This window comes from Streptomyces sp. SCA2-17, assembly GCF_044336695.1.
In genome coordinates this window covers 6523093-6548679 of sequence record NZ_CP117521.1, presented here as the reverse complement: position 1 = coordinate 6548679, position 25587 = coordinate 6523093, and the positions used below count along the sequence as shown (strand labels likewise).

Annotated in this window: 27 protein-coding genes and 1 pseudogene; 10 read left to right on the top strand and 18 right to left on the bottom strand. The window is 71.9% G+C overall.

What is annotated here, in order from left to right; genetic code table 11:
- The first annotated feature begins 3 nt into the window (after nucleotides 1–3).
- Nucleotides 4–771, top strand: a complete 768-nt coding sequence (locus PS271_RS29145) for a TetR/AcrR family transcriptional regulator (RefSeq protein ID WP_398386008.1) — start codon at nucleotides 4–6, stop codon at nucleotides 769–771.
- A complete protein-coding gene (locus PS271_RS29140) occupies nucleotides 768–2174 on the top strand; it encodes a phenylacetate--CoA ligase family protein (RefSeq protein WP_398386006.1) in 1407 nt (468 codons plus the stop codon). Before PS271_RS29145 ends, PS271_RS29140 begins: the two co-directional genes overlap by 4 nt.
- A 50-nt stretch (nucleotides 2175–2224) precedes the next feature.
- Here PS271_RS29140 and PS271_RS29135 read toward each other — a convergent pair whose 3' ends face one another.
- From PS271_RS29135 to PS271_RS29125, 3 genes and pseudogenes are all read right to left on the bottom strand, one after another.
- Nucleotides 2225–3079, bottom strand: a complete 855-nt coding sequence (locus PS271_RS29135; RefSeq protein ID WP_398386004.1) for an alpha/beta fold hydrolase — start codon at nucleotides 3077–3079, stop codon at nucleotides 2225–2227.
- A gap of 113 nt (nucleotides 3080–3192) precedes the next feature.
- Nucleotides 3193–3423 (bottom strand): hypothetical protein, encoded by a 231-nt coding sequence (locus tag PS271_RS29130; protein WP_398387141.1) that lies wholly within the window; start codon nucleotides 3421–3423, stop codon nucleotides 3193–3195.
- A gap of 50 nt (nucleotides 3424–3473) precedes the next feature.
- Nucleotides 3474–3614 (bottom strand): annotated as a pseudogene (locus PS271_RS29125) (alpha/beta fold hydrolase); the annotation flags it as partial.
- 226 nt (nucleotides 3615–3840) lie between these two features.
- Between PS271_RS29125 and PS271_RS29120 the strand changes: the two are divergent.
- Nucleotides 3841–4746 carry a LysR family transcriptional regulator gene (locus PS271_RS29120; RefSeq protein ID WP_398386002.1) on the top strand — a complete coding sequence of 302 codons (906 nt, stop codon included), beginning with the start codon at nucleotides 3841–3843 and terminating at the stop codon, nucleotides 4744–4746.
- A 66-nt stretch (nucleotides 4747–4812) separates the two neighbouring features.
- Here PS271_RS29120 and PS271_RS29115 read toward each other — a convergent pair whose 3' ends face one another.
- Both PS271_RS29115 and PS271_RS29110 read right to left on the bottom strand, forming a co-directional pair.
- Nucleotides 4813–5682: a geranyl diphosphate 2-C-methyltransferase gene (locus PS271_RS29115; protein WP_398387107.1), complete on the bottom strand. Its 870-nt coding sequence runs from the start codon at nucleotides 5680–5682 to the stop codon at nucleotides 4813–4815.
- Nucleotides 5683–5773: 91 nt separating this feature from the next.
- Nucleotides 5774–6919: a family 2 encapsulin nanocompartment cargo protein terpene cyclase gene (locus tag PS271_RS29110; RefSeq protein ID WP_398386001.1), complete on the bottom strand. Its 1146-nt coding sequence runs from the start codon at nucleotides 6917–6919 to the stop codon at nucleotides 5774–5776.
- Nucleotides 6920–7485: 566 nt separating this feature from the next.
- On the opposite strand from PS271_RS29110, the gene PS271_RS29105 reads away from it, so the two are divergent.
- The 3 genes from PS271_RS29105 to PS271_RS29095 are packed head-to-tail and all read left to right on the top strand — an operon-like array spanning nucleotide 7486 to nucleotide 10331.
- Nucleotides 7486–8058 carry a M48 family metalloprotease gene (locus tag PS271_RS29105; RefSeq protein WP_398385999.1) on the top strand — a complete coding sequence of 191 codons (573 nt, stop codon included), beginning with the start codon at nucleotides 7486–7488 and terminating at the stop codon, nucleotides 8056–8058.
- Nucleotides 8059–8086: 28 nt separating this feature from the next.
- Complete coding sequence (locus tag PS271_RS29100) at nucleotides 8087–9322, top strand: MAB_1171c family putative transporter (RefSeq protein WP_398385997.1); 1236 nt, start codon at nucleotides 8087–8089, stop codon at nucleotides 9320–9322.
- A gap of 13 nt (nucleotides 9323–9335) precedes the next feature.
- Nucleotides 9336–10331, top strand: coding sequence for an aldo/keto reductase (locus PS271_RS29095; RefSeq protein ID WP_398385995.1), 996 nt, complete (start codon nucleotides 9336–9338; stop codon nucleotides 10329–10331).
- A 60-nt stretch (nucleotides 10332–10391) separates the two neighbouring features.
- Here PS271_RS29095 and PS271_RS29090 read toward each other — a convergent pair whose 3' ends face one another.
- A complete protein-coding gene (locus PS271_RS29090) occupies nucleotides 10392–11021 on the bottom strand; it encodes a hypothetical protein (RefSeq protein ID WP_398385994.1) in 630 nt (209 codons plus the stop codon).
- Nucleotides 11022–11222: 201 nt separating this feature from the next.
- Between PS271_RS29090 and PS271_RS29085 the strand changes: the two genes are divergently transcribed.
- Together PS271_RS29085 and PS271_RS29080 are read left to right on the top strand one after the other, a co-directional pair.
- Nucleotides 11223–12125 (top strand): RNA polymerase sigma-70 factor, encoded by a 903-nt coding sequence (locus tag PS271_RS29085; protein ID WP_398385992.1) that lies wholly within the window; start codon nucleotides 11223–11225, stop codon nucleotides 12123–12125.
- Entirely contained in the window at nucleotides 12113–12601 is a 489-nt protein-coding gene (locus tag PS271_RS29080) for an SRPBCC family protein (RefSeq protein WP_398385990.1), read from the top strand. The genes PS271_RS29085 and PS271_RS29080 overlap by 13 nt, the downstream gene beginning before the upstream one ends.
- 33 nt (nucleotides 12602–12634) lie before the next feature.
- Here PS271_RS29080 and PS271_RS29075 read toward each other — a convergent pair whose 3' ends face one another.
- The 5 genes from PS271_RS29075 to PS271_RS29055 all read right to left on the bottom strand — a co-directional run bounded on the left by PS271_RS29075 (nucleotide 12635) and on the right by PS271_RS29055 (nucleotide 17044).
- Nucleotides 12635–12790 carry a DUF6131 family protein gene (locus PS271_RS29075; RefSeq protein ID WP_398385988.1) on the bottom strand — a complete coding sequence of 52 codons (156 nt, stop codon included), beginning with the start codon at nucleotides 12788–12790 and terminating at the stop codon, nucleotides 12635–12637.
- Nucleotides 12791–12880: 90 nt separating this feature from the next.
- On the bottom strand, nucleotides 12881–13450 hold the full coding sequence (locus PS271_RS29070; protein ID WP_398385986.1) for a transcriptional regulator: 570 nt from the start codon (nucleotides 13448–13450) through the stop codon (nucleotides 12881–12883).
- Nucleotides 13451–15022: a helix-turn-helix domain-containing protein gene (locus tag PS271_RS29065; RefSeq protein WP_398385985.1), complete on the bottom strand. Its 1572-nt coding sequence runs from the start codon at nucleotides 15020–15022 to the stop codon at nucleotides 13451–13453.
- Nucleotides 15015–15305: a helix-turn-helix domain-containing protein gene (locus PS271_RS29060; protein ID WP_398385983.1), complete on the bottom strand. Its 291-nt coding sequence runs from the start codon at nucleotides 15303–15305 to the stop codon at nucleotides 15015–15017. Before PS271_RS29060 ends, PS271_RS29065 begins: the two co-directional genes overlap by 8 nt.
- Before the next feature lie 113 nt (nucleotides 15306–15418).
- Nucleotides 15419–17044: an amidase family protein gene (locus PS271_RS29055; protein ID WP_398385982.1), complete on the bottom strand. Its 1626-nt coding sequence runs from the start codon at nucleotides 17042–17044 to the stop codon at nucleotides 15419–15421.
- Between the two features lie 111 nt (nucleotides 17045–17155).
- Here PS271_RS29055 and PS271_RS29050 point away from each other — a divergent pair, with 111 nt between their 5' ends.
- The gene (locus tag PS271_RS29050) at nucleotides 17156–17476 is read left to right on the top strand and encodes an antibiotic biosynthesis monooxygenase family protein (RefSeq protein WP_398385980.1); all 321 of its coding nucleotides are present in this window, start codon (nucleotides 17156–17158) and stop codon (nucleotides 17474–17476) included.
- Between the two features lie 92 nt (nucleotides 17477–17568).
- Here the strand turns inward: PS271_RS29050 and PS271_RS29045 are convergent, their stop codons facing one another.
- The 5 genes from PS271_RS29045 to PS271_RS29025 all read right to left on the bottom strand — a co-directional run bounded on the left by PS271_RS29045 (nucleotide 17569) and on the right by PS271_RS29025 (nucleotide 22070).
- Nucleotides 17569–18489 carry a hypothetical protein gene (locus PS271_RS29045; RefSeq protein WP_398385979.1) on the bottom strand — a complete coding sequence of 307 codons (921 nt, stop codon included), beginning with the start codon at nucleotides 18487–18489 and terminating at the stop codon, nucleotides 17569–17571.
- Nucleotides 18486–19484: a fatty acid desaturase family protein gene (locus PS271_RS29040; protein WP_398385978.1), complete on the bottom strand. Its 999-nt coding sequence runs from the start codon at nucleotides 19482–19484 to the stop codon at nucleotides 18486–18488. Before PS271_RS29040 ends, PS271_RS29045 begins: the two co-directional genes overlap by 4 nt.
- Nucleotides 19481–20602 (bottom strand): amidinotransferase, encoded by a 1122-nt coding sequence (locus tag PS271_RS29035; RefSeq protein WP_398385976.1) that lies wholly within the window; start codon nucleotides 20600–20602, stop codon nucleotides 19481–19483. Before PS271_RS29035 ends, PS271_RS29040 begins: the two co-directional genes overlap by 4 nt.
- A 218-nt stretch (nucleotides 20603–20820) precedes the next feature.
- Nucleotides 20821–21423 carry an HAD family acid phosphatase gene (locus PS271_RS29030; protein WP_398385974.1) on the bottom strand — a complete coding sequence of 201 codons (603 nt, stop codon included), beginning with the start codon at nucleotides 21421–21423 and terminating at the stop codon, nucleotides 20821–20823.
- 164 nt (nucleotides 21424–21587) lie between these two features.
- The gene (locus PS271_RS29025; RefSeq protein WP_398385973.1) at nucleotides 21588–22070 is read right to left on the bottom strand and encodes a nuclear transport factor 2 family protein; all 483 of its coding nucleotides are present in this window, start codon (nucleotides 22068–22070) and stop codon (nucleotides 21588–21590) included.
- A 136-nt stretch (nucleotides 22071–22206) separates the two neighbouring features.
- Between PS271_RS29025 and PS271_RS29020 the strand changes: the two genes are divergently transcribed.
- The gene (locus PS271_RS29020) at nucleotides 22207–23187 is read left to right on the top strand and encodes an ADP-ribosylglycohydrolase family protein (protein WP_398387106.1); all 981 of its coding nucleotides are present in this window, start codon (nucleotides 22207–22209) and stop codon (nucleotides 23185–23187) included.
- A gap of 91 nt (nucleotides 23188–23278) precedes the next feature.
- Here the strand turns inward: PS271_RS29020 and PS271_RS29015 are convergent, their stop codons facing one another.
- Both PS271_RS29015 and PS271_RS29010 read right to left on the bottom strand, forming a co-directional pair.
- Nucleotides 23279–24268 (bottom strand): DMT family transporter, encoded by a 990-nt coding sequence (locus tag PS271_RS29015; RefSeq protein WP_398385971.1) that lies wholly within the window; start codon nucleotides 24266–24268, stop codon nucleotides 23279–23281.
- A 335-nt stretch (nucleotides 24269–24603) separates the two neighbouring features.
- The gene (locus PS271_RS29010; RefSeq protein WP_398385970.1) at nucleotides 24604–25581 is read right to left on the bottom strand and encodes an asparaginase domain-containing protein; all 978 of its coding nucleotides are present in this window, start codon (nucleotides 25579–25581) and stop codon (nucleotides 24604–24606) included.
- Between the last annotated feature and the right edge of the window lie 6 nt (nucleotides 25582–25587).

Below are 25587 nucleotides of genomic sequence, written 5' to 3'. Positions count from 1 at the left end.
TCCATGAACCTCGGCAGCGGCAACGGCCCACGCAGCAGTACCACCACCGCCACCCCGCCGGCCCCGGGCACGCGACTCCCCGGCCGCCCCCGCAGCCAAGAGGCCGACGAGGCCATCCTTGCGGCGGCACTCGACCTGCTGATCGAGCGGGGCGCCGGCGCGGTCGGCATCGAGCAGGTCGCGCGCCGCGCCGGGGTCACCCGCGCCACCGTGTACCGCCGCTTCCCGACCCTCACCGACCTCCTGATACGGGCGATCGAACGGGAGTACCGCGACCTGGACCCCGGCTCGCTGGCCCGGCCGGACATCGAGGCCATGGTCACGGACTGGGCCGGCCATCTCAGCAACCCCCGTGCCCGCCGGCTCGCCCGCCGCCTCTACGCTACGGTGGACGACCTCCCCGAACTGCTGCGCGCCTACCACGACGCGTACGGCGTCCACCGCAGCCGTGCCGTGCACGCCGCACTCGAACGGGCCCGCGCGGCCGGGCAGCTCCCGCCGGACAGCGACCCGGAAGTCCTCCAGCAGATGCTCAGCGGCGCGGCGCTGCAGCACCTCGCCGCCCACCCCGACACCGTCGGCGCCGAGGAAGTCGAGGCCTACTTCGCCGCCGTCCTCCGCCAGGCCGGCTACCGGCCGTCAGCCGTACCCGCTGCGCCCGCCATCTCTCCTGAACCCGCCATCTCTCCTGAACCCGCCATCTCTTCTGAACCCGTCATCTCTGCTGAGCCCGTCGCACCCGTCCCGCCCCGAAGGAGTACCGGCCGATGAGCGAGAGCAAGGCGTGGCTGGGGTGGGACGTCCGCCGGGCCCGCAGGCAGGGCACGGCCGCGATCGTGCAGCGCCAGCGGGAGCGGCTGGCGGACATGGTCGCCTACGCCCGTACCGCATCGCCGTACTACCGCGACCTCTACCGCGGCCTCCCCGAACGGGTGGAGGACCCGGCGCTCCTGCCCGTCACCGACAAGAAGACGCTGATGGAGCGCTTCGACGACTGGGTGACCGACCGCGACATCACCCAGGAGAAGGTGCGGGCGTTCACCGGCGACCCGGAGCTGATCGGTCGGCGGTTCCTCGGAAAGTACCTGGTCGCCACCACGTCGGGCACCAGCGGCAGGCGCGGCCTGTTCGTGCTCGACGACCGGTACATGGACGTCGGCTCCGCCGTGATCTCCCGCGCGCTCGTCTCCTGGCTGGGCCCGGCCGGCATCCTCCGCGTCACCGTCCGGGGCGGGCGCTTCGCCCTGCTCGTGGCCGCCGGCGGGCACTACGCGAGCTACGCCGGCTACTCCCGCGTGGTCCGCGAGGGCGGGCGGCGCGGGAAGCTGCTCCGCGCGTTCTCCGTGCACACGCCCATGCCGCAGCTGGTCGCGCAGCTCAACGCGTACCGCCCCGCCGTCATCGTCGGCTACGCCAGCACCGTCATGCTGCTGACCGCCGAGCAGGAGGCCGGGCGGCTGCACATCGACCCGCTGCTCATCGAACCCGCGGGCGAGACCATGACCACGCACGACACCGACCGCATCGCCCGCGCCTTCCGCACCACGGTCCGCACGGCGTACGCCGCGACCGAGTGCACGTTCCTCAGCCACGGCTGCGCGGAAGACTGGTACCACGTCAACAGCGACTGGGTGGTGCTGGAGCCGGTCGACGCCGGCCACCGGCCCACCCCGCCGGGCGAGTTCTCCCACACCGTCCTGATCAGCAACCTCGCCAACCGCGTGCAGCCGTTCCTGCGCTACGACCTCGGCGACAGCGTCCTGCTCCGGCCCGACCCTTGCCCCTGCGGCAGCCCGTTTCCCGCCCTTCGCGTACGGGGCCGCGCCGGCGACGTCCTCACTTTCCCCACGGGCAGCGGCGGCATCGGTGACCACGGAGATCAGGGAGATCAGGGAGATCACGTCAGCCTCTCCCCTCTGGCCTTCGGCACCCTCTTCGACCGCACCCCCGGCATCGAGCTGTTCCAGATCGAGCAGACCGCCCCGTCGGCCCTGCGCGTACGGATCCTCCCGGCTGCCGGCGCCGACCCGGAGCTCGTGTGGCAGACCGTGCTCCGGGAGCTGACCCGCCTGCTCGCCGACAACGGACTCGGCCACGTGAGCCTCCAACGGGCCGAGGAGCCGCCCTGGCAGACGCCCGGTGGCAAGTACAGGACGGTCATCCCACTCGCTTGACGCCCGCCGGCTCCGCCCGCCCCCGGCCTACCCTGCGCCTATGCCTGCGCCTACGCCTGCGCGGTCAAGCCACACTGGCGAGGTGCTCGGCGACCTTGGCGGTGAGGAGCTCCGGGGTTCTCGCCCGGGAGGCCGTGGCCGCCCGGCACGCGCAGCAGCCGGGCGTGGGGTATCCCGTCGGCCAGTTCGAGCTGGTGGTGCGGGAAGACGATGCGGTCGTCGGCGCTGGAGATGATCAGAGTCGGGGCCGTGACCTCCGGGAGCAGGGAGGTGAGATCGAAGGTCACGTTGGCCTCGGACTGCCGGGCGAACCCGTCCCCGGCCCTGCCCCCGGACCCCTCCTTCTCCCCCTCCCCCGCCAGCAACGCGGTGAAGGCGGCGGCCGCCTGCTCGAAGGTGGCCCCGTCCCAGGTCCGGAGGGTGTCCTTGCCCATCGCGGTGAGCAGGAGCATCCGCGCCATCGCGGCCGGGTCGGTGCGGACGAGGTCCTTCCATAGCTCGAACTGGAACGCCATCTGCGCATCCGCCCGGACCCACCCGGCGTGCACCGCCAGGGAGCTGACCAGGCCGGGGTGCAGGCCCGCGGTGGCCGTGGCCACGACGGCGCCGAGGGAGTGCCCGGCGAGGTGGAAGTGTTCGAGACCGGCGTCCCGGGCCGCCGCCACGACGTGGGCGACCATGTCGTGAAGGGTGATCGGCCCGCCGGGGTCGCGGGTTCCGCCCGAGCCGGGCAGGTCGGGAGCCACGATGGTGTACCGGTCGGCGAGGGCTTCGATGAGCGGCCCCCAGTTGGCCCGGCCGGTGGCGCCGGTGCCGTGCACCAGGACCAGGCCCGGTCCGCTTCCGGTGACGAGGTAGTGGGCCTTGCTGATTCCGCCGGAGACGGCGACGTCGACTACGGGCATGGTGGTTCTTCCTCCGGAGATCGCTGGTCCCGGCCGAGACCTGGTCCTGGCCAGTACCCGTTGAGGTGTGGGTTCAGGGGGTGTTCAGGCGGCCTGGGCAGGGGCCGTCAGCCTCAGCGCCGCGCGGAGCGCCTCGTTGAAGCGCCCGGCCCGGTCCTGCTGGGAGATGTGGCCGCGTCCAGCAGTTGCCGGACCGTCCAGTCGATCATGGCGGCGCTCACCCCCGGGCGGTACCAGTGCGGGACGAAGTCGGCCAGGGTGCCCGCCCTGTCGGCGCGCAGGTCCGCCAGCAGCTTGTCCATGGCTTCCCGCATCCCGGAGAAGTGGTGGATGCCGGCGTCCACGGGGCGGGCCGGTCCGACCGGCCGCAGCCCCGCCAGTCCAGGGTGATCACGCGGTGGTCGGTCATCAGGTCGGCGGCCTGGGCGTCCCACACGCGGCCGCTGGTGCCCCAGCCGTGCAGGAACACCAGGGGACGGCCGGAGCCGAGGTCCTGGTAGTGGAGCGTGGTGCCGTTGACGGTCGCGTAGGCCATCGTCCTGTCCTGTCCCTTTCTTCTGCGGGCCGTTCGAGGAGGCCGCGCCGCGCTGTGGTGACGTGGCCATTCCAGTGGACAGGGCGGTGACGACCAAGGAGCGGTCCGCTCCTAGACTGATCAAGAAACGTGATGAATAAGAGGAGTAAGAGGGGCAAGAGGCCTCAGGGACATCAAGGGCCTCCAGGGCCTCAGATTGCCTCAGGGCTTAAGAGGGGGAAGCAGCGTGGAGCTGCGTCAGGTGCGCTACTTCGTTGCGGTGGCCGAGGAACTGCATTTCGGGCGTGCCGCCGAGCGGCTGCACATCGTGCAGCCGACCGTCAGCCAGCAGATCCGGCGGCTCGAACGCGAGCTGGGCCTCAAGCTGTTCGACCGCACGACCCGTACCGTGACGCTGACCGCCGCCGGGCGGGCCTTCCTGGCGCACGCCCACGCCGTCCTGGAGGCCGAGCGCTCGGCGCTTGAGGCTATGGCCGCGCTGCAAGCCGAGCAGGAGTCCACGCTGCGGGTCGGCACCACCACGGGGCTCGGCCTCCGTCTGGACGCGGTGCTGACCGCGCTGACCGAGCAGGCCCCGCAGCTGATGGTCGAGCTGGTCAGCGCGCCCCGCGCGGCCCGGCTCCAGCAGCTTCGCGACGGCGAGCTGGACGCCGCGTTCGTCCGGGGCGCGGACGCGCACAACCCGGGCCTGGAGTTGCTTCCCCTCTGGCGCGACGCCCTCGTCGCCGCCCTGCCGGCCGGCCATCCCCTGGCCGCGCGGCCGTACGTGAACCTCTCCGACCTGGCCGGGCTGCCCCTGCGGATCACGCCCCGCGACACCAACCCGTACCTGGTCGACACGGTCACCGGTGCCTGCCGCGCCGCGGGCTTCGAGCCGGTCATGGGCGCGGCGTTCACCACCGACCAGGACACTCTGGCCGCGATCGCCACCGGCAGGCCGAGCTGGACGGTGTATTACGCGGCGCAGGCCCGCGTCCAGCCGGCTCCCCGCATCGCCTTCCGCCCGTTCGCCGCCCCTGCCCCCGCCGTCCGCACGTACCTGGTGGTCCGTCCCCACACCCCTACCCGGCGGTTGGCCGCTCTTCTGGACGCCTGCAACAGCCTGGAACGAGCGGAAGGGCCGGGGGACTAGGGCTGAGCACCCCGGGCAAGGCTTGTGGGTCCCCGGCAGCGAGCCGCCGGGGACCAGGGGGCGCCGTCAGACCCGGTCGGCCGCGATGAGCAGGTACTGGAAGCTGCCGTCCTTGTACGCGGTCAGGAAGGCCTTCTCGATGCCCGTGGCCAGGGGCGACTGGGCGCGCAGCTCCCAGTACGGGATCGTGGCCTCGGTCAGGTCCACCACGGCGGCCGGGACCAGGCGGTTCTTCGCCATCTCCTTGAAGTAGCTGCTGCGCGGGTGGATGTCGCAGATGTAGTGGGCGTTGATCTCGCTGACGGCCCGGGACGGCAGGCCGTAGCTGTCGTTGTAGCAGCCGGTGATGGTCACGTACCGGCCGCCGTGCCGCAGCATCCGGGCGTACTCCGGGAACAGCTGGGACAGGTCGACGTACATCGTGCTCTCGTTGTTCCAGATGGCCCGGAAGCGGCCCGTCTCGAAACCGGTGTCCAGCATGTTCTTGAGGTGGAAGCGCACCTTGCCGGACACGCCGCGCTTCTCGGCCTGCTCGTTGGCGAACGCCACCTGCGTCTCGGAGATGGAGATGCCGTCGACGTGACAGCCGAACCGCTGGTTGGCGACGAGGCTGCTGCCGCCGCGGCCCGAACCGGAGTCCAGCAGGTGGTCGTCGGGGGTGACGGGGCCCAGGTGGCTCAGGAGCAGGTCCGCCTGGGCGCACTCCAGGCGGTGCAGCTCGGCGGTGATCCGCTCGTCGCGGGTCTCCTCCGGCCCTTCCAGGACCGACCAGTCGGCGTCGCCGATGCCGTAGTGGTGGTGGTAGATGCCGTCCACTTCGCCGAGGCGGAGGTTGACCGGGTTCTTCTCGCGGTTCCAGTAATCGGCGACGGACCGCTGGTACGCGCTGGCGAGGACCGCGGCCGGGGTCACCTGAAGGGCGGGGGTCTCCTGAATGGTCACCGTGTCTTCTCTTTCCGATAGCCGGCGAACTGATGGGAACTGTGGGAACTCATGGTCATGTGCAGGGACTCAAGCTCCAGGCGAGTCACTGGCCCGCTGTGCCGTGGTAGCGGGGGCTGGTGGCGTGCCACTCCTTGCTGCCGCCCATCCAGGCCCACAGCCCGGTCAGGTAGCGCCGCAGCGCGGGTGAGCCGGCAGCGCTCAGGGCGGCGCACTCGGCCTCCACCGTGTGCATCAGCTCGTCGTGGACGCAGGCCGCGCGGTCGACGGCCTCCTGGAGCGAGCAGTTGTCCTCGGCGGCGATGAGGTTGGGCAGGTTGGTGTCGGTGGGGTCTTCCTTGGTCATCGAGTACAGGTCGTTGAGCAACACGTTGGCCGTACCGGCGTAGAGGTACGTACGGCGTACGCGCGCGTCGGCGAACTCCGCGGCGGGGAGTTCGTAGCCGCCGACCGGGTCGATCAGGACCATGCACGGGTAGAAGGCGTTCTCGTAGCGGTGCAGCATGTACTCCCACACGGCGGGGGTACGGCCGGAGCTGCGCCACTCCGCCTCCTGGTTGTAGCCCACGAACATCACGGCGAGTTCGTGGCGCAGCCGTGCGACCTGGGTGGGGCTCGCGATCTGCGCCAGGTGGTCGAGGCAGGAGCGGAAGGCGCGCAGCACCGGCTCCTTCCGGACGACGTTCTCGAACTCCGCCTGGTAGCAACCCGGGAGGCGGACGGGGTCGACCACGGCGTGGGCGAAGGCCAGGCGCGAGCCGATCAGCTCGGGGTTGGTGTCCTCCCCCTCGTCGACCCAGTGGTCGTCGACGGCCCACTCGGCGAGTCCGCACCGGGCGGCGGTGAGGATGCGCTCGGGGTCGTCGGTGTCGGGGTGGGCGAGCATGAACAGCCGCCCGAAGTTGTGGGACCGCAGCCGTTCGAGACGGCCCTGGAAGATGCCGATGTCCTCGGCCCACTCGACGAGCCGGTTGTTGACCTCTTCGCCGAGGGCCGGGTCGTCCCGCTCGGCATCCGGGCAGTAGAGCGGCGGCACCACGACGGAGGCCCCGTCCGCGCCCTCTTCGGAGCCTTCGCCGGCGGGCGGGGCGGCGTCCTGCCCGGCGGGGGGAGCTGCGGGGGCCTTCGCCGGCTCGCAGCCGGCGTCGGTGAGGGACGTACGAAACAGGCGGACCGCCGACGTGCCCAGCCCCGTAGGCCCGGCGAGGAGGCCGTGCACCGCGTCCGCCACGGCCGACGGCGCCCCGCCGACTGCGGGTTGATGGGGGCGGGGGGCACTGCGCGCTCCCGCCTGGAGCGGAGAGGCGCCGTCAAGCTGGGGCATCCGGGGGTCCCTTCGCTACGCATGCGGGCATCGCGAACGGCGGTCCGCGACGCCGGAGTTCTCCGGTGCAGCAGACTGACGGGCCGGGAGGCACCTGCACAGCAGAACCGGCACACATTCATCCGTATGTAGCTGTGTATGTTTATCCGGTCGCGTTGTGGTGCAGATACGGCAGAAGCGGTACCTGCGACCAGTGCCCGTGCGCGTGCGGCCGCATCCCGTCCGCGCCGGAGGCCGGCAACCGGCTCGGGGCGCCGGCCGCGGCGGGTCCGGGCCGCGCTGCATGCCCGCGACGCCGGACTCACCGGCTGGAGATCCGGCCGAACCCCTTTACTCCAGCAGGCGCTTCGCTGCGTCCGCGCGAGGGGGCCGACGTATCGACGTGCTGACCGGTGGGCGAGTAGATTCTCCGGCCGAGGGGCCCAGTACAGCACCGACGAGGTCTTCTGCAACGAGCGGGTGAAAGAGAGTCAGTGGGAGCACACCATGTCCACGCCGATGGTTCCGGATCCGCGGCCGCCCGCCGCCGGTCCGGACGAGCACTGCGGCGGCTCCGCCGAGGCGCCGCTGCCCTGCTGACCCGGCTCGAACTGCCCGACCACTGCGACATCGTGACGCTGTGCGAGCACCTGAGCCGCGAGCGGGACCGGCCGCTCCACCTCGCTCCGGTGATCATGGGGCCGTCGTACCCGTGCGGGATGTGGGTGGCGCTGGACACGGCCGACATCGTCATCTTCGAGGCCAACACCAGCAGGCTGCACCAGGACCACATCATCGCGCACGAACTCGCGCACATGATCTGCAGCCACAGGGGGGAGACCGAGCCGGCCGGCACCTCGGGCCTCTTCACGATGTTCCCGCACCTCGACGCCCAGCGCGTCCGCGAAGCCCTCGGCCGCACCAGCTATTCGACGGAGGAGGAGCAGGAAGCCGAGATCATGGCGTCGTTGATCCTGGAGCACGTCACCCGGCCGCCGCTGGAAAACAGGTGGGACGTCCCCTCGGTGGACGCGGAAACCGTGGCCCGCATAGAAAGGTCACTGTGATCTCACCACTCCTCGCCGAGGAGGAGCGGTGCTGGGCCTGAAGAGCGTCATCTTCCCTGCCTGCGCCGCCCTCTGCGCCATCGCCTTCCTGTACAAGCTCCTCGACGTGCGCGGAGGAAGCCGAGGAAGCGGGGGAAGCGTTGAGAACAACGGAAGCAAAAAGAGCCGGGACCCCGCGTTGTTCGCCCTCCTCGCCGCATTTCTCTGCAAGGGCGTTTCCTTCGTGCTGTCGACCCCCGCGGTGTCGGCCGGCGTCGACGCGTTCTCCGGCGTGCGGAACCTGGGCGCCCTCGGCATCCACCTCATGGGCGGGGCCTCCTCCAGCGCCGCCTTCCTGATCGCGATCGTCCACTGGGTCCACCCGCGGGACGTGGCCCGTGCGAGGACCCGCATGCTCCTGACCGTCACCGCCCTCTGCGGACTGGTCATGATCGTGCTGTGGTGGGCGGGGGACGACGGGTCGGGCCGGAGGTCGCAGCACTACCTGTTGCAGAACGCGCACCGGCCCGTCACGGCCGCCTATCTGCTGCTGTACGTCACCGCGTTCGGCGCGGGCATGGTCGAGATCATCCGGCTCAGCCTCCGGTACGGCAAGGTGTCCGGCCGCGCGTGGCTCCGCCGCGGCCTGCACTGCACGGCGGTCGGCGCCGCCGCCTACCTCGTCTACTGCCTCAACCGCGCCTGGGCCGTCGTGGCGGTGCAGCTGGGCCTGGCCCCGCTGAACTGGGAGGCCGTCACCCCCGTCGCCAACGGCATCGGCATCACCTTCCTCGCCGCCGGGCTCACCATGCCGTCCTGGGGCCCGCGCGTCTCCGCCGCGCGGCAGCGCACGGACCACTTCCTCGCCCACCAGAAGCTGCACCGGCTGTGGAGCGACCTCTGCGCCGCCAGCCCGAACATCGCGCTGAGCCCTCCGGAGCGTTCGAGACTCGTGCGCTTCGCGCCGTACGACATCAACTACCGGCTGTACCGGCGCGTCATCGAGATCCAGGACGGCATCCTCGCCCTTCGCCCGTACATGCCGGAGGAGCCGGACGGGGTCACCGCCGATACCGAAGCGGCCCTTGTGGCGGCGGCGATCGATGCGAAGATGCGTGAAGTCGAACTGCCCGAGCCGCCGCCGACCGTGACGTCCTTCGTTCCCACGAACGTGGATTACGCGGGCGAGGTCTCCCGGCTGATCGGAGTGGCCCGTGCCTATTCCGCCCTGGTGAAACAGGGAGGGGGCGGGGCAGCGGCGGACGGTGGAACATGGGACACGTGAGGAGAAACAGGTCATGAAGAACCGCAGGCTCGGTGACAGCGGTGCGACCGTATCGGCCATCGGCCTCGGATGCATGGGCATGTCCATCGCCTACGGTCCCGTCGACACGGCGGAGGCGCGGCGCACCCTCGACCGCGCCGCCGAGCTGGGAATCACCTTTCTCGACACGGCGGACGCTTACGGTCGCGGGGCCAACGAGGAACTCCTCGGGAACTGGCTGCACGGACGGGCCCGCGAAAGCTTTTTCCTCGCCACCAAATTCGGGCTGCGGCACGACCCGGTCAGCGGCCGGGTCGACCGGGTCGACAATTCGCCGGAGCACACGAAGAAGGCGTGTGACGCGTCGCTCCGCAGGCTGGGCGTCGACCACATCGACCTGTACTACGTCCACCGCCGCACGCCCGACATCCCGGTCGAGGAGACCGTGGGGGCCATGGCGGAGCTCGTCTCCGCCGGCAAGGTGCGCTTCCTCGGGCTGTCGGAAGTAAGCCCCGGGACGCTGCGGGACGCGCACGCCGTGCATCCCATCAGCGCCGTGCAGATGGAGTACTCGCTCGCCACCCGGGACGTGGTGGAGGGCGACATGCTCGCGACCTGCCGGGAGCTCGGCACCGCCGTCGTGGCGTACTCGCCGCTGGGCCGCGGCATGCTCGCCGGCGCCGTCGCTTCGCGCGACGAGCTCTCCGAGGGCGACAACCGCCGGCGCTGGCCCCGGTTCTCCGAAGAGAACCTCGGCCGCAACCTCGCGCTCGTACGCGCCCTCGAAGCCGTGGCCGGGGAGATCGGCTGCACGCCCGCCCAGGCCGCCCTCGGCTGGCTGCTCGCCCAAGGCGAGGACGTCATCCCGATCCCCGGCACCAAGCGCCTCGCCCGGCTCGAAGAGAACGCCGCGGCCGTGGACCTGGTCATGACGCCGGAACAGCTGGCGCGGATCGGCGACGCCGTCCCCGCCGAGGCGGTGGCCGGCGCGCGCTACCCGGAGCAGGCCCTGAGCCGGCTGGGCCACTGACCGCGCCGGCCGGGCCGGTGCCGGCGCCGGAACGGCCGGGGGCCGGCCCGGCGCGGCACGTCAGTAGTACCGCGGTCCGGAGTCGGTGGCCCGCACGGGCTGGGCGAAGCCCGACGGCTTCTCGCCCTTCATGACCACGTCGCAACCGTACTTGGACGGGCTGCCCAGGGGCGCGAGAACGGCCTTGGGGATGTCGTTGCACAGGGCGTAGTCGATGCTGCCCTTGAAGTTGCCGTAGAGGAGACGGGCGACGCCGTCGCGCGTGAGGATTCCCTGGCGCGGGGTCGCCGTGTACTTCACCGTGCTGAAGACGGACTTTTCACCGATGCGCACGTCCCACTCCACCTGAAGGCCCTCGAAGGTGGTCTTGCAGGTCGCCTGCGTTCCGTTCTCCGACCCCAGGTTCTCGGGGCACTCGGCGGTGATGCTGCCCGTGGTGCCGGCCATGTCCCGGGTCTTGCGACGCAGCTCGTACTCCAGGTTCTCGCTGAACGAGGCGTCGGCGGCCGGGGAGGGCTCCGCCTTGTCGTCGGGCATGGCGGGCGGCTGGTCCAGCCTCTGCGGCAGGGCGGTGCGGGCCGGCTTCGGCTCGGCGCCGGCGCCGTCCGCGCCGGACTTTCCACCTCCGCATCCCGCGGCCACCAGGCACACCGCACCGGTTATGAGCACTGACACGATCTTCGATTTCACGGCGGCCACTCTACAGAGGCGCCGGACGGCGGCCTCATTGTGAACGGGATCACAGTGGCGACCTGTCACGGTTCGCCGGTGCGGGGTGTCTCGATGGGCATCTGAAGAACAGACGGCCCGCTGCTGACGGCCCGATACCCCGACGAGAGGAGCCGGGCGTGATCCCGGAGCGCCGATGCGCACGCGAGGCGGAGGCAACTCATGGCTGAGGGCGACGCCTTCACCGAGCACCGTCCGCTGCTGTTCACCATCGCCTACGAGATGCTGGGCAGCGCCGCCGACGCCGAGGACGTCCTCCAGGAGAGCTACCTGCGCTGGAGCGCGGTCGATCCGGCCACGGTCGAGCACCCGCGGGCGTACCTGGTCCGCGTGGTGACCCGGCAGGCCCTCAACCACCTGCGCACGCTGAAGGCGCGGCGCGAGGACTACGTCGGCTCGTGGCTGCCCGAGCCGATCCGCACGGCTCCCGGGGTGGGCGAGGACGCGATCCTGGCCGAGTCGGTGTCGATGGCCATGATGCTCGTCCTGGAGACGCTGAGCCCGGCCGAGCGCGCGGTGTTCGTGCTGCACGACGTGTTCGGCTACACCCACGGCGAGATCGCCGCGTCGATCGGCAAGACGGAGGTCACCGTCCGGCAGATCGCGCACCGCGCACGCCGGCACGTCCACGCGCGCCGCCGCCGCTTCGAGCCCGACTCCGGCGCGGCCCGGGAGGTCGTCCAGCGGTTCCTGCTCGCGGCGGAGACCGGCGAGGTCCAGGCGCTGATGGACCTGCTGGCGCCCGACGTCGTGCAGGTGTCCGACGGCGGCGGGAAGGCGACCGCGGCCCGCCACCCGATCACGGGCAGCGCCGAGGTCGCCCGCTACGTCCTCGGTGTGGCCCGTACGAGCATCACGGCGACGACGCGCATCGAGCAGGCCACGTACAACGGCATGCCCGCGGCGCGCTCCGTCACCGGCGGCGCACTCGACTGGCTGCTCGCCTTCGAGATCCACGAGGGGCGGATCACCGGCCTCTACGTCATGCGCAACCCCGACAAGCTGCGGCGCACCGACGCGGTGCGCCCCCTCGACCGAGGAGAACTCCAGCCATGGAAACCATGACCGTCGAGCGCACCATCGCCGCCCCGATCGACGAGGTCTTCGCCTGGCTCACCACGACGACCAACTACACGAGCTCGCCCCTCGTGCTGCGCTGCCGCCTGGCCCGGCGCGGCGAGGACGCGCCCTACGGCGTCGGCGCGGTGCGCGTTCACCTCTGGCTGATCGGCTGGTTCCGCGAGCGCATCACCCACTACGACCCGCCGTACGCCACCGAGTACGTCGTCGAGCGGAGCCGGCCGCCGGCCCGGCACGAGCTCGGCCGCATGACGTTCACCGAGACCGAGGGCGGCACCCTGGTCCGGTGGACCACGCGCGCAGCGGTTCCCGTCCCGCTGCTCGGCGCCTTCCTCACCCGGCGCTTCGCGAAGCCGATCATCATGCGTACCTTCGGCAACATCCTCTCCGCCGCCGACACCGCTCTGTCCCGGCGCACGGGCGGGGGCCACGGGCGGCCTGCCACCCCGCCGCTCACCTGAGCGCCCGGGGTACGGGGCCCGGCCGGCCAGCGGTTACCAGTAGTGCCGCCGGCCTCCGACTTCGTGGCCCACCGCACCCAGCACCCACAGGATCGCTCCGATGACGAGCACGATGATCCCGATGGTCCACAGGATGGAGATACCGGTCAGGAACCCGATGATGAGGAGAATGACTCCGAGGACGATCATGATGGCCTCCGCTCGGCGGAAATCCCCCTCCTCCTACTGTCCACCCCCTCCGGGCCCCGCGCCAAGGGGAACGGGTGGCGCCCGGTGCCCTCAGGCGGCGAAGCCGACGTTCGTGACGTACTCGTACTGGCCCCACTGCGAGCCCAGGTCGATGATCGTGTCCGTCCAGGCGTCGTCGAGCCCCTGGTAGTCGCCGGCGGCCCACGCGGCGACGATGCGGTCCCAGCGGCGCACGTTCATCGTCCGGTACTCGACCACGCGCTGCAGCGGCCTCGGCACCTGGGACTGGTTGAGGGGGTGGATCTCCACGCGCGTCCCGCCGGCCGCGTTCAGCCGCCGCAGGAGGTGCCGGGCGACGTTCTGGCGGCGTACCGACCGGTAGGCCTGTTCGATGCGGTCCAGGTTGGCCTTCGAGGGGCGGCGCCTGCCGTCCAGCCACGCCTTCAGGGTGCGGTCGGTGACGGTCAGGCCGGCGTCGCGGGCGGCTGCGCGCGCGTGGGCCGTCCTCGTCAGGTAGTGCAGGCGGGCCATGAGGCCGCGGCGGGCGGTCACGGGGGTGGTGATGCCGCCGGCGAGCTCGTCGAGCTTGCGGGCGACGGCTTCGCTGCCCCTGACGCCACGGGCGCCGTACTTGCCGAAGTCGATGTTCTTCTGCGGCATCTACTCCTCCTCCCCCGTTCCGGCGGCAGCGGTGTACGCGTCCTTGACCTTGACTTCGGTAACGCCCCGGCCCTCGGGGAAGACACGCCGCCAGTCGCCGATGACGTGGAGCTCGTCGGTGCCCATCGCCCGGACGACCGCCAGCCCCTCGTCGTGGGCCTTGAGGGCCTTCATCCAGAGGTTGGCGAACGCCTGGGAGCGGATGATGTGCATCCAGTCCGGGCGGTAGAGCTCCCGGTTGTAGTTCGACTCCCCCATCGTGGAGACGAACTTCGAGTACATCGCCTTCACGTACTCCAGGGTGACGTCGTCGTTCTCCGTGATGGCCGCGTCGCGGGCGTCCTTGAGGGCGACGCGGAACTTCTCCAGGAGGTTCTCGGTGGCACCCGAGGTGTACGACTCGTGGATCTCCGGCGGTGCGCACAGCCCGTACTTCGGGCCCGACAGGCGCAGCAGGAGGCGCAGGGTCGGCTCGGTGACCCACAGCGGGCCGGGCTCGTCCCGCTGCCCGATGGGGTTGGGGAGCACCGCCTCGTGTTCCCACGGGGGCGGGGTGATGAGGTGGACGCCCGCGCGGCGGCGGTCGTGGGCGAGGCCGGCGGAGTGCTCCAGCTGCCCGAGGGGCAGGTGGGTCTTGAGGGCGCTCAGGTAAGCGCCGTTGACGTCGAGCGCGGTCACCTCATGACGGCCCGGCGGCAGCTCCTGGCGGGTCCACTTGGGGCGGGCCTCCCAGATCTGGTCCGCGCCGCGCGAGGTCTGCTTCTTCAGGATGTCAGGGATCCACGGGTGGGCGACGATGTCGTAGCGGGCGCCCTTGCGGGTCTCGTCCAGCAGCCGCATCGCGTCCGGGATCGCCCGCTTCAGCAGGGCGGCGGTGGCCGCTTCCACGTCGCCTTCGTGCTCGGCGAGGGCAGCGCGGACGGCCTGGCCGATCAGGTCGGCAGGGCCGGACGGCTCCTGGAACGCGCGCCGGGCAGGGCCCTGCGCGCGGCCGGAAGGGCGCGGCGTACGCGACGGGGCTTCCTGTCTCGCTACGGGCCGGGCCGCCTCGGGGGCGGGGGCAGGAGCGGGGGCGGGGGCGGCGTGGCAGTCCGCCGGGTCCAGGTGCTGGGCGAACCCCGCCACCCGGCTCCCGGCCGGCTGCCCGCACAGCACGCACGGCTCGGGCACGGCGAGCGACTCCACGTCGTCCCCCTCGCCGGCGCCGACCGTTTCAGGGGCGGGTGAAGCGGCATCGGCCGGGGCCGAATCCTGCACGGGCTCCGGCTCCGGTTCCGGTTCCGGTACGGGCTCCGGTTCCGGTACGGGCTCCGGCTCCTCCTGGACCTGTACGGCGAGCTTGGCGGCCAGCCCGTCCAGCAGGTACGCGTACCGGGTACGGATCTCGCCGGACGGATCCCGGGTGTCCTCCCAGCCGGCCACCGTGGAGGGGCTCACCCCGAGCGCCCGGGCGACCTGGGCCTTGGACAGGCGGGCCTGCTCCCGCAGTTCCCGGCGGACTCCAGGGGCGGGCAGTCCGGCCTCCGGGCCGACGGCGGCGAGCAGCGAGTCGATGGCGTCGAAGTCACCCACCGGAGCGCACCCCCCGCGCGGCCGTGGTGTCCCGGCGCCGGGCCGCGGGCAGCGCCTGGCACGCGCGGGCCGGACCGGCCAGCAGATCCAGGGCGCCGATGCCGTAGTGCACGGCAAGGGCGTCCACGTCGCCCAGCGTCCACGACGCCGCGCCCGACTGCCTGCGCGACACCTGTGCCTGCGTCAGCCCCAGCACACCGGCGACCACGCGCTGCGACTCCCCCGTCGTCCGCATCAACGCAGCCACCGACAGGCGCAACGACTCCTCCAGTCCCGAGCTCATGCCGGACACCCTACCAATGACCATGCGCAAACCGCATACACGCAGGGGGGTGATCGAGCGGTCCTCCTACGTGGCGGTGGGCGCCCGCCGAGTCCCGGCCGGCGGCCCGCCGTTCATCCGGAGGCGCCGGACCCCGCGGTCGGCAGGTAGCGCGGTGCCCGCCAGGCCTTCAGGCGGTCCTCCACCGCGGCCCCCAGCGCCAGCAGCCGGCTGTCCTGCCGGTCGCCGGCCATGAGGAGCAGGCCGACCGGGAGTTCGCCGACGAACCCGGCGGGCACCGACAGCGAGGGGTATCCGGCCACGGCCGCGGGGGTCGAGGACGGGATGATGTCGTTGTCGCCCCGCGCGCAGTCGGTCGTCCAGGCGGGCGGGTTCGCCGGCGCGGCGATGGCGTCCAGCCGGTGGGCGGCCATGGTCTCGTCCACGGAGCGCCGGGAGAGGTCCTTCAGCTCGGCGCGCACGGCCCGGTACCCCGGGTCGGTGACGGGTGGCGCGGCGAGGGCCTGTTCGAACAGTTCCTGGCCGGCGAAGCAGGTCCGTTCCGCCGCGTGAGCGCGGTTGAACGCGATCAGCGCGGCGAGGTCGCGCGGCCCGCGGCGGGTGGCGAGGTAGGCGTCGATGTCGCGGTGGAACTCGCTCAGCAGCGCCGGGTATTCGAGCTGAGCGAGCCGTTCCTGGTACGGGGGCGTCACCTCGACGACCACGGCTCCCGCGTCGCGCAGTTCGCCTGCCGTACGGCTCATGAGGGCGTCGACGTCCGGCCCGAGCGAGGGCAGCCGCCACAGGCCGATCCGCTTGCCGCGCAGCCCGCCGGGGCGTGGCGGGCCCTCCGGGAGGGCGGCGCCGGCGCGCGAGGAGCCGTCCTCGCGGAGCACCGCGAGGGTGAGCGCGACGTCGGTCACGTTGCGCGCCATGGGCCCCGCGGTGTCCTGCTCGGCGGAGATCGGCACCACGCCGGCCCCGCTGACCAGCCCGAGGCTGGGCTTGTGGCCGACCACCCCGTTCATGCCGGCCGGGCACACGATGGAGCCGTCCGTCTCGGTGCCGATCGCCACCTGCGCGAGCGACGCGGCGAGCGCGGCGGCCGAGCCGGAGGACGAGCCGCACGGGTTCCGGTCCAGGACGTAGGGGTTCCTGGTCTGCCCGCCCACCGCCGACCACCCGGACGTCGGTGTCGCCGCGCGGAAGTTGGCCCACTCGGACAGGTTGGTCTTGCCGAGGATCACCGCTCCCGCGTTCCGCAGCCGGGTCACGAGGGCCGCGTCGGTATCCGGCGGGCTGCCGGCCAGCGCCAGCGATCCGGCCGTCGTGAGCAGGCCGCGGGTGCCGATGTTGTCCTTGAGCAGGACGGGAATGCCGTCGAGCGGTCCGCGGGCGGTGCCGTGCCGGTGTCTGGCGTCACTGGCGGCGGCCTGGCGCATGGCGGTGGGGTCGGTGCGCAGCACCGCGTTGATCCTGGGATCGACGGCCGCGATCCTCCGCAGGTAGGCGGCGGTGAGGTCCGACGAGGTGAGTGATCCGTCGGCCATGCGGGCCTGTAGCTCCGGGATCGTCACCCTGTCGAGGCCGGCCCGCGGCGCCGGTGGTGGATCGTCGGTCAGCGGCGGGCTGCCGGCGTCGCGTTCGGCGGCTTGCGCGCGGGCGTCCGGCACACCGGGCACGCCCGGCACACCCGTCATGAGAGACCCCAGCCCCACCGCCAGTGCGGCCATCAGTACGAGAGCGCTCTGCTTCCCCATGCGTGCCAGCGCACTACATCGCCGCGCCCGGCACAAGAGCCCGCACGCGCCACGACCCGAAGCCGGCACCCCCGCCGCACCCGTAACAGGGACATCGGGCACCATTGGGGCATGAGCGTAGTCAAGATCAACGTCCTGACCGTCCCCGCCGAGCAGCGCGCCGTCCTCGAAGAGCGCTTCTCCGCACGCGCCGGGCTCGTGGAGTCCAGCGACGGCTTCGAGTGGTTCGAGCTCCTGCGGCCCGTCGAGGGCACGGACGACTACTTCGTCTACACGCGCTGGCGCAGCGAGGAGGACTACCAGAACTGGATGAACGGCCCCATGCGCCAGGCCCACCAGGGCGGCGACGGCGCCCGGCCCAAGCCGGCGGCCACGGGTTCCAGCCTGCTCTCCTTCGAGGTCGTGCAGCACACGGCGCCCAAGAACGCCTGAACGGGCCCGGGGGCGCGAGGATCGTTCCTCGCGCCCCCGGCCGTCACCGCTTCCGGGTGTGGGCGATCAGGTCCACTCTCCGGTGAGGGCGATCAGGTCCACCAGACGAGTTCGTTCTCGTCGTTCAGGGCCGTGAAGCAGGTCAGCAGCAGCCGCTTGGCGTCACCGTCGAGCGTCTCCCCCGGATCCCCTGAATCGCCTGAATCCCTTGAATCCACCGGCCCCCCTGTCTCCCCGCCCAGGACGGCGTGGGCGAGGTTGCCGTTGATCACGCACAGGTCCCCGCTCCCGACCGGGACGACCACGCCGGGGTGGCCCTCCAGCTGCTCCGGCGGGTAGGGGAAGCCGCTGTAGGTCAGGCCCAGCCGCTCGCGGGAGCGGTCGTCGGGCTCGACGTTCCACAGCTTGATCTGCCCCGTCCCTCCGGGCACCTGCGGGTAGACGTTGACGGCCATCACCCGCCGCAGCCGCTGTATCTCGAAGCCCGCTTGCAGCGGGTCCCGGAGCTGCGCGAGGTCGTCGTGCGGCATGAGCAGGAACGCGCCGGTGTTGTTCCAGAGCACGGCCTTCGAGTCGCCGGCGGCGCGCCCTTCGTGCACCGCGGGGCGGACCCGCGACAGGCCGCCGTGCGCGGCCAGCTCGTCGCGCAGCGCGGCCACCGGGTCCGTCGCACCCTCGTACAGGGCGCGTACGGCGTCCGCGGACCGTTCCACCTCGGTGAGGTAGGCGTCCGTGGTCTTCTCGATGTGCGACGCGCCGACGATGTACCCCTCGACCCCGTCCTCCCCTTCCCCGTAGCGCGGCGTGCGGCGCGTGGAGGCCCAGAAGTTCTCCACGATCCGCCGGCAGTCCGCTTCGGGGACGAAGCCGGTCACCCGGTAGGCGGCCAGCTCTCCGCGCAGCACCCGGAGGACGGCTTCGACGTCGAGGCTGCCGTGCGTCTCGTGCACCCGGAACTGATCCGCCGGCATGGACCTGCCGGTGATCCGCGGTGCCGTGGTGCTGGTGGTCATGCGCTCCTCCGGCGGGTCTCGGTCGCGGTGGACGGCGTGCCGCCGGCCGCGGTGCCGTGGTGGAGCAGCGGGCGCTTGCGGTCGAGGAAGCCGAGCATGGCCGGGACCGGGCTGATGATGCGCGGCCGGCTGTCCAGCTCGCCCCGGCGCCGCTCCCGCACGACGGGCATCTGTGACCAGTGCGTCGCCGGGCTGAGGTGGTGCTCCTGGTGGTAGCCGTCGTTGAAGGTGAGCGCGTTGTACAGACGGCCGTAGTGGCTCACCGAGTCCGTCGCGCGGGACGACGGGTCGGCCCCGTAGTGCCGGTAGTAGTTCTGCACGTTCACCATCGCCAGGGCGATGAAGAACGAAGGCAGGTAGCAGAACAGCGTCCACTGCCAGGAGATCACGGCGAACAGCACGAGGGACAGGCAGTGCGCGGCACGGTCGGCCTGCACCTGGCGGAGTTCCTTGCTGCGGCGCGGCTCCCTGCGGGAGGCCAGCTCCAGCAGGTTGCCGTCGCCGGGCGTCACGCGCCACAGCCGCACCACGTAGAGGATTTCCTTGCCCCGGCCCACCAGCGAGTCCAGTGCGCCCATCACCACGTAGGAGAGCAGCGGCGCGTGTTCGCCGTCCTTGCCTTCGCGGTAGGTGGAGGAGGTGTCCCGCGTCGTGCCGTCCGCGCCCTTGAGGTCGTTGTTGAACCGGTGGTGGTTGCGTACGTGGGTGAGGTGGTACGCCTGCACCGACTGGCCGATGTTGACCGAGTTCAGGAGCGACACCAGCCCGTTGAGCCGGGACGAGGCGAACCACGGCACGTGCGTGAACAGGTGGGAAATGACGATGATGTTGTAGGCCGTCATCACGGCCAGGAGGGCGTATCCCCCGGCCCTCCAGGGGGCGGAGGCCCCGTCCCAGGCGGTGGCGAGCCCGATCGTGATGGCGAACTGCGCCACGCTGAACACCAGCAGGAGTGCGTCCCGCGGTGTGTGCTTCCATATCCCCCCGGTCGTCATGAGAGGTACGACTCCAGGGTGCCGCGGCGGCGCACGTCCAGCGTGGCGCAGTGGAACGAGCCGCCGAAGCTGTTGAAGTTGCGGAAGTTGACGGGGATCGGCTTGAAGCCGAACTTCTTCATCGCGTCGATCATCGGCTGGTCCTGCCGCTCCACGATGACCCGCTCCTCGTCCAGCATGAGGATGTTCATGTTGATCCACTTGCTGGTCATGTACAGCGGGTGCGCGTCGGGGATGACCGGCGCGGGGGCGGCCATGACGTCCCAGCCCTTGAACAGCGCGGGCACCTCGGGGACGCGCTCGGGGTGGATGAGCAGCTTGCCCGGGGCCATGGGGACGAGCGTGGCGTCGATGTGCATCGGGTGCGAGTCGTTGAACTCGAAGACGTGGATGCGGTAGTCGTCGCCGAGGTGGCGGCGCAGCCACTCGATGCCGAAGTCGTTGGTGACGTTGCTCTTCTGGGCGATGATGTCGCGGCCGCAGCGCGTGAAGTCGGCGGCGTCGAAGGTCGGCTCGAACTCGGTGACGACGAGGCGCTGCGGGCCGTCCTCGCCCGGGTCGGTCCAGTCCTGGTCGAACTGCTCGTCGGTCAGCTCGGGCTTGGGCCCGGCGCTCCACTTGGCGCCGCCGCGGAAGTACTCCTTGAGCAGCGGGCGGTAGGCGAGGTTCTCGTAGTAGCGGGAGCGCCAGGCCATCGGGCACTCGATGATGTCGTCGCCCACCACGAGCAGGGCGTCGCGCGGCATCGCCGCGTACATGCCGGTGCTCTTCCAGTCCAGCGTGCTGTACTCCGTGCGCTGGGGGATCGGCTCGGGGCGGCGGACCTTGACGCCCTCGCTGGTGAGGATGTGGGCGAACTCCTCCAGCTCCTTGTGCGCCGCGGCGACCTGCTCGGCGGGGAAGGGCCGGCCGGCGTTGCGGCGGAAGGTCTCGTGCTGGTTGCCGGGCAGCACGGGCGGCAGGGCCATGTGCCAGGTGGGGAAGCTCGCTTCGTCGACGATGCCGACGATCACTTCCTCCAGTGGGTCCCACTCGGTGTAGGAACACACGGGGCCTGCCGGCTGTTCTGCCTGAGCAGTGTGTTCGGTCGCGCTGTTGTCCACTGCGTCAAGTGTCACGGGTAGTGCTCCTCTTGCTGTGCGGTGCGACGTGCGGGGCCACCACCAGGAGGTACCGGCGGTACGCGTGGTGATGCGGTGCGGCGAGTGCGTCCTCACCGGCGGCGGCCGTCGATCGAGTGATCGAATTCAACGCGTGCGCCCGCCGGGCGGGCAAGGCTCCCGGCGATGTTGTCGCAAAAGGTGTTCTTGACAGGCGCCACGCGCCTGATGCGGCGTCAGGACAGCTGGCCGTCGTAGTCGGGGAGCTTGAAGCCCTTCTCGTAGTAGCCGCCTTCAAAGTCGGTCGACCGGTTTCCGATGTTGGCGGTGATGGCGTAGCCGTCCCGGGTCAGTTCCTTCCGGCAGCGGGCCTTGCCCTCGCCCTTGCTCTCGCCGTGCTCGCGCGTGCATATCGCGTCCACGGGATAGCCGGCGTGCTCAAGCTGCTGCCGGGCGGAGGACGAGGAGGTGCGGGCGGTGACGAACAGCACCCGCATGTGGTGCTCGTGCGCCCACTCGGCCACCTCCAGCACCGGCTGGTTCGCACGGCCCTCGTGGTAGTACGTCTCCAGCGCGGTGTTGTCGATGTCCAGCACGATGGCGGGCTTCCCGCCGCGCTCGGCGGACCGGCCGCGCAGCCACGGGACGGCGGGGGCGACGGCCTTCTTCACGTCGGCCTGCCAGGTCTGGTAGCCCGGCGCTGCCGCTGCCCGCTCGGAGGCGGCGGTCTGCGCCCGGGGAGCGGCCTGGGCGGGGGCGGCGAGGGCCGGCATCACGGCCGGGAGCGCGACTGCCGTCAGCACGGCGAGGGCGGCGATACGGAACTTCCTGACGGACATCAACCCGTTCCTTCCGATGGTCGAACGATCAACCTGTCGGTCAGACAGATCAACACCGCGGAAGGACGCCGGGGCGACGGGGAGATGTCACCGTCATGAACGCGCCAGGACCGGCTGCCGTCCGGATCCGGACCGGCTGCGACCCCTTCCGCGCGGCGTTCGCCTCAGTCCGCGGGAGCGGCCGCCGTCCACTCGTCCGGCACCCGTGGCGGCGTGCCCCGGGTCCACGTCACGTGCAGTGCCGAGGAGCTGATCCGCCAGCCGTCGGGCGTCCTGACCAGTTCGGTGAGGGTGCGGCCGCCGGAGACGAAGAGGTCTTCCGAGCCGCCGGCGAGGACGTGCGTGCTGAGCTGGGCTCCGCCGGCGGTGGCGCGGTCGCCGTCGATCTCGATGACGGGAGCGGACCCCAGGTGCACGGTGCGGTCGAAGAGCGCCATGCCGCGCCGGATATGGGCCAGGAGGGCCGCGCGGCCGCGGACGGTGCCGATGGGCATCTCCGCGGTGACGTCCTCGGTGTGGAACGCGCGGGCCCAGGCCTCGTCGAAGACCCGCTCGTCGAGGGAGCGCAGATAGCGGGCCAGCAGGTCGGTGATCTCCGCGCGGTCGGTGAGGGCTTGCAGCTGACGGTGCATCCGTTCGGTTTCCATGAGGGAACCCTGTCACCTCAAGCGCACTTGAGGTCCAGCGGCAAAAGAGTGGCTGCGGCCACGGTGAGCGGTTTGAATGGGGCCGGTGACCTCGACCAACGATGCAAGCAGCAGCAAACGGGCCGCGACCGGAGCCATGATCGGGCTGGCGCTCGGTGACGCGCTCGGGTTCCCCACCGAGTTCAACGACGTCCCACAGATCCTCGCCAAGTGCGGGCCCTGGCGGTCCATGCCGCTGCCCGCGCGGGCCTTCGTCACGGACGACACGCAGATGACCCTCGCCCTGGGGCGGGGCCTGCGGACCGCGAGGGAACGGGGCCCGCTCGCGCCGGCCAGGATGGAGCGGCCCGTACGCGAGGAGTTCGTCGCGTGGTGGCGCTCGCCGGACAACAACCGGGCCCCGGGGACCACCTGCCTGGTGGCTTGCGAGCAGCTGAGCAACATGGGCCTGCGCTGGCAGGCGGCGAGCCGGACCGGTTCCAAGGGGTGCGGGGCGAACATGCGCGTGGCGCCGCTCGGGCTGATGCCCGGGCTGCCCGACGAGGTCCGCTCGGGTGCGGCGCAGTTGCAGGCCGCGCTCACCCACGGGCACCCCACGGCCCTGGCCGCCAGTGACCTCGTCGCGTACGCGGTGCACCTGCTCGCGCACGGCGCACGGCCCGGCGAACTCGTCGGCCTGCTCAAGGAGTACGCGCTGGCCAACCGCTCCGTCTACCGGGAGCGGTGGCTGGGCGGCCTGTGGGAGTTCGCGCAGGACCACAGCGCGGTCGCCTTCACCGAGCGCGGCTGGGACGAGTGCCTCACCGCCCTCGACCGGGTGGGGGCGGCGCTGAGCGATCCGGATCCCGAAGCCGACCCCTGCCTGGCCACGGGGGAGGGCTGGATCGCCGAAGAAGCCATGGCCACCGCGCTGCTGTGCTTCCTGCTCTTCCCCTCCGAGCCGGTCACCGCGATACGCCGGGCCGCCTGCACCTCCGGCGACTCCGACTCGATCGCCTGCCTGACCGGCGCGTTCGCGGGAGCTCACCTTGGCGCCGACGCGTGGCCGCGGGACTGGGTGCGGCGGATCGAGTACCGCGACGAACTCCTGGCCTTCGGGGCGCTCTGGGACCACTGAGGGGCCCGGCCGGGGCGGGTTCGCCGCCGCCTTCGCCAAGGGTGGACGCGAAGGTGGCGGCGTGCCGTTGCACCAGTTGCCGCGGTTCCGCTCAGGCGGCCGCCGGCTCCGGGAGCCGGGATTCGGCCACGGCGAGGCCCGCGACGGCGGCCAGCAGGAGGAGCGTGCCGAGGACGGTCGCCGTGGTGAGGTGTTCGCCGAGGAGTGTGACGGCGAGGATGGCCGCGCTGACCGGCTCGATCAGCATCACCACCGCCGCTGTCGTCGCGCGGACGGCCGCGACGCCCGCGAAGTAGAGCGGGTACGCGAGCGCGGTGGTGACGGCGGCGACGTAGGCCATGAGCAGCAGCACGCGCCCGAGGTGCTCGGTGTGCGGGACGAGGCCTTCGGCCCAGGCGAGGGGCAGCAGGACCACGGCGCCGATGCCGAAGGACCACATCGTCAGGCTGTACGGGTCTTCGCCCCCGCCGCCGCGGCGGCCCGTCCAGCGGGCCAGGAGCGTGGCCACGGCGTATCCGGCGGCGGACAGCAGCGCCAGGCCCACCCCGAGGGGGTCGACCGTGCCGGTCTGATCTCCCAGGACCAGTACGGCCAGGCCGCCCAGGGCCCCGCACACGGCCAGGACCCCGCCTCGCCCGATCCGCTCGTTCAGCAGCAGCCGCCCGCCGATCGCGGTGAAGACGGGCCCGGCCCCGAGCGTGACGATGGTGCCCACGGCCAGACCGGTCTCCTGCACCGCCCCGAAGTAGGCGGTCTGGAAGACGGCCAGGCCGATGCCCGTACCGCCCAGGAGCAGCAGCCGCTGCCCCCGCCACCACGGCTGCCGGACGACGCGGGGAGTGGAGGGAGAGGCGGGGGCGGTGCGGATACGGAGGAAGGCACGGGCGGCGAGCAGCAGCGCCAGACCGCTGACGTACCGCCAGAAGGACAGCGCCATGGGGCCCAGGTCGCTGGACCGGTAGACGATGTCCACGGCGGCGCCGGTCGTTCCCCAGGTGGTGCCGGCGACGGCCAGGTAGACGAGGCCGCGCCCCACGGAGCGCGACGCCGCCCGCGCGGGGTTGCCGGCGTCGCCGGCCAAGGACGACGGCGCTATGGGCGTTTCAGAGATGGATTCTGACACCGATTCGGACACAGTGCGTTCTCCAGACGGAGCGGATGGTCATGGACTCCCGTGCGCGGGCACAACCACAAAGCGCGTCGGCCTCGAAGGGCCCGGCGCGCTGAGGAGACGTGGCGGCCCGCCTCAGGCAGCGGGAGGCGCAAGCACTGTCGAACGCATGCCGACCACCCTACGCCCTCCCCCACTCCAAATGATCAATGATCCGGCTGCGGTTGGCGGAAATTGACCGGTACGCGAGCCGGATCAGGCCGCGTTCGGGGAGCGTCCGGGGTGCGCTCCGCGAACACGGCCGGTCAGCCGTGTTCGGCGAACGCCACGGCGATGTCGTCGTGTGCCGCGCCCGCAGCGAGCAGCAGGCGCAGCAGCACCCTCGCCTTGTACGGGTCGAGCAGTCCGCCGTTGATCAGTCCGCGCTGCTGGAGGTCGGTCTCCGAGCCGGGCGCGCTGTACGTGCGGCGGAGCACCGGGCCGCTGCCGGTGCGGGAGGTGAGGACGACCGGAATGCGGTCGGCGAGGGCACCCAGCACGGGGGCGAGGGAGGCGGGTACGTGCCCGGCCCCGAAGCCGGCGACCGCCAGGCCCCGGTACGCAGCGGCGAGGCCTTCGAGCCGGCCGGGGTCGTCGTCGAACGTGACGCAGTGCAGGGCCACGCGGGCGGCGTCGAGCCGCGCTCTGCCGATGCCGGCCGGCAGGACGGCACGGCGCGGCGGCGGGGCCAGGACCCGTACGCCGCCTTCGACGACGCGCCCCACCGGGCCGGCGTTCGGCGAGACGAAGGCCGCCGTGTTCGTGCTGTGGGACTTGCGCACCCACCGCGCCGCGTGCACCTCGTCGTTGAAGGCGACGAGCGCGCCGAGCCCGCGCGCCGCGGGGGCGGCGGCGACGCGGGCGGCAGCGAGCACGTTGGCCGGCCCGTCGGCGCCGGCCATGCCCGGCTGCCGCATCGCCCCGGTGAGGACGAGCGGTGCGTCGTGCGGCCACACGAGGTCGGCGAGGAACGCGGTCTCCTCCAGCGTGTCGGTGCCCTGGGTGACGACGGCACCGGCGGCGCCGTCCGCCACGGCCCGCGAGGCCGCCTCAACGACGTCGAGCACCTGCGTGAAGGTCAGGCTCCCGCTGGGAACGGCGTGGACGTCCCGTACGTCGAGAGGCACCCCGAGGTCGTCCAGCCCGGGGACGGCCGCGGTGATCTCGGCCCCGGTCAGCCGCTCCCCCGTGGTGCGCCCCGACACCGATATCGTGCCCCCGAGCGCGAACAGCGCGATGCTCACGTTCTC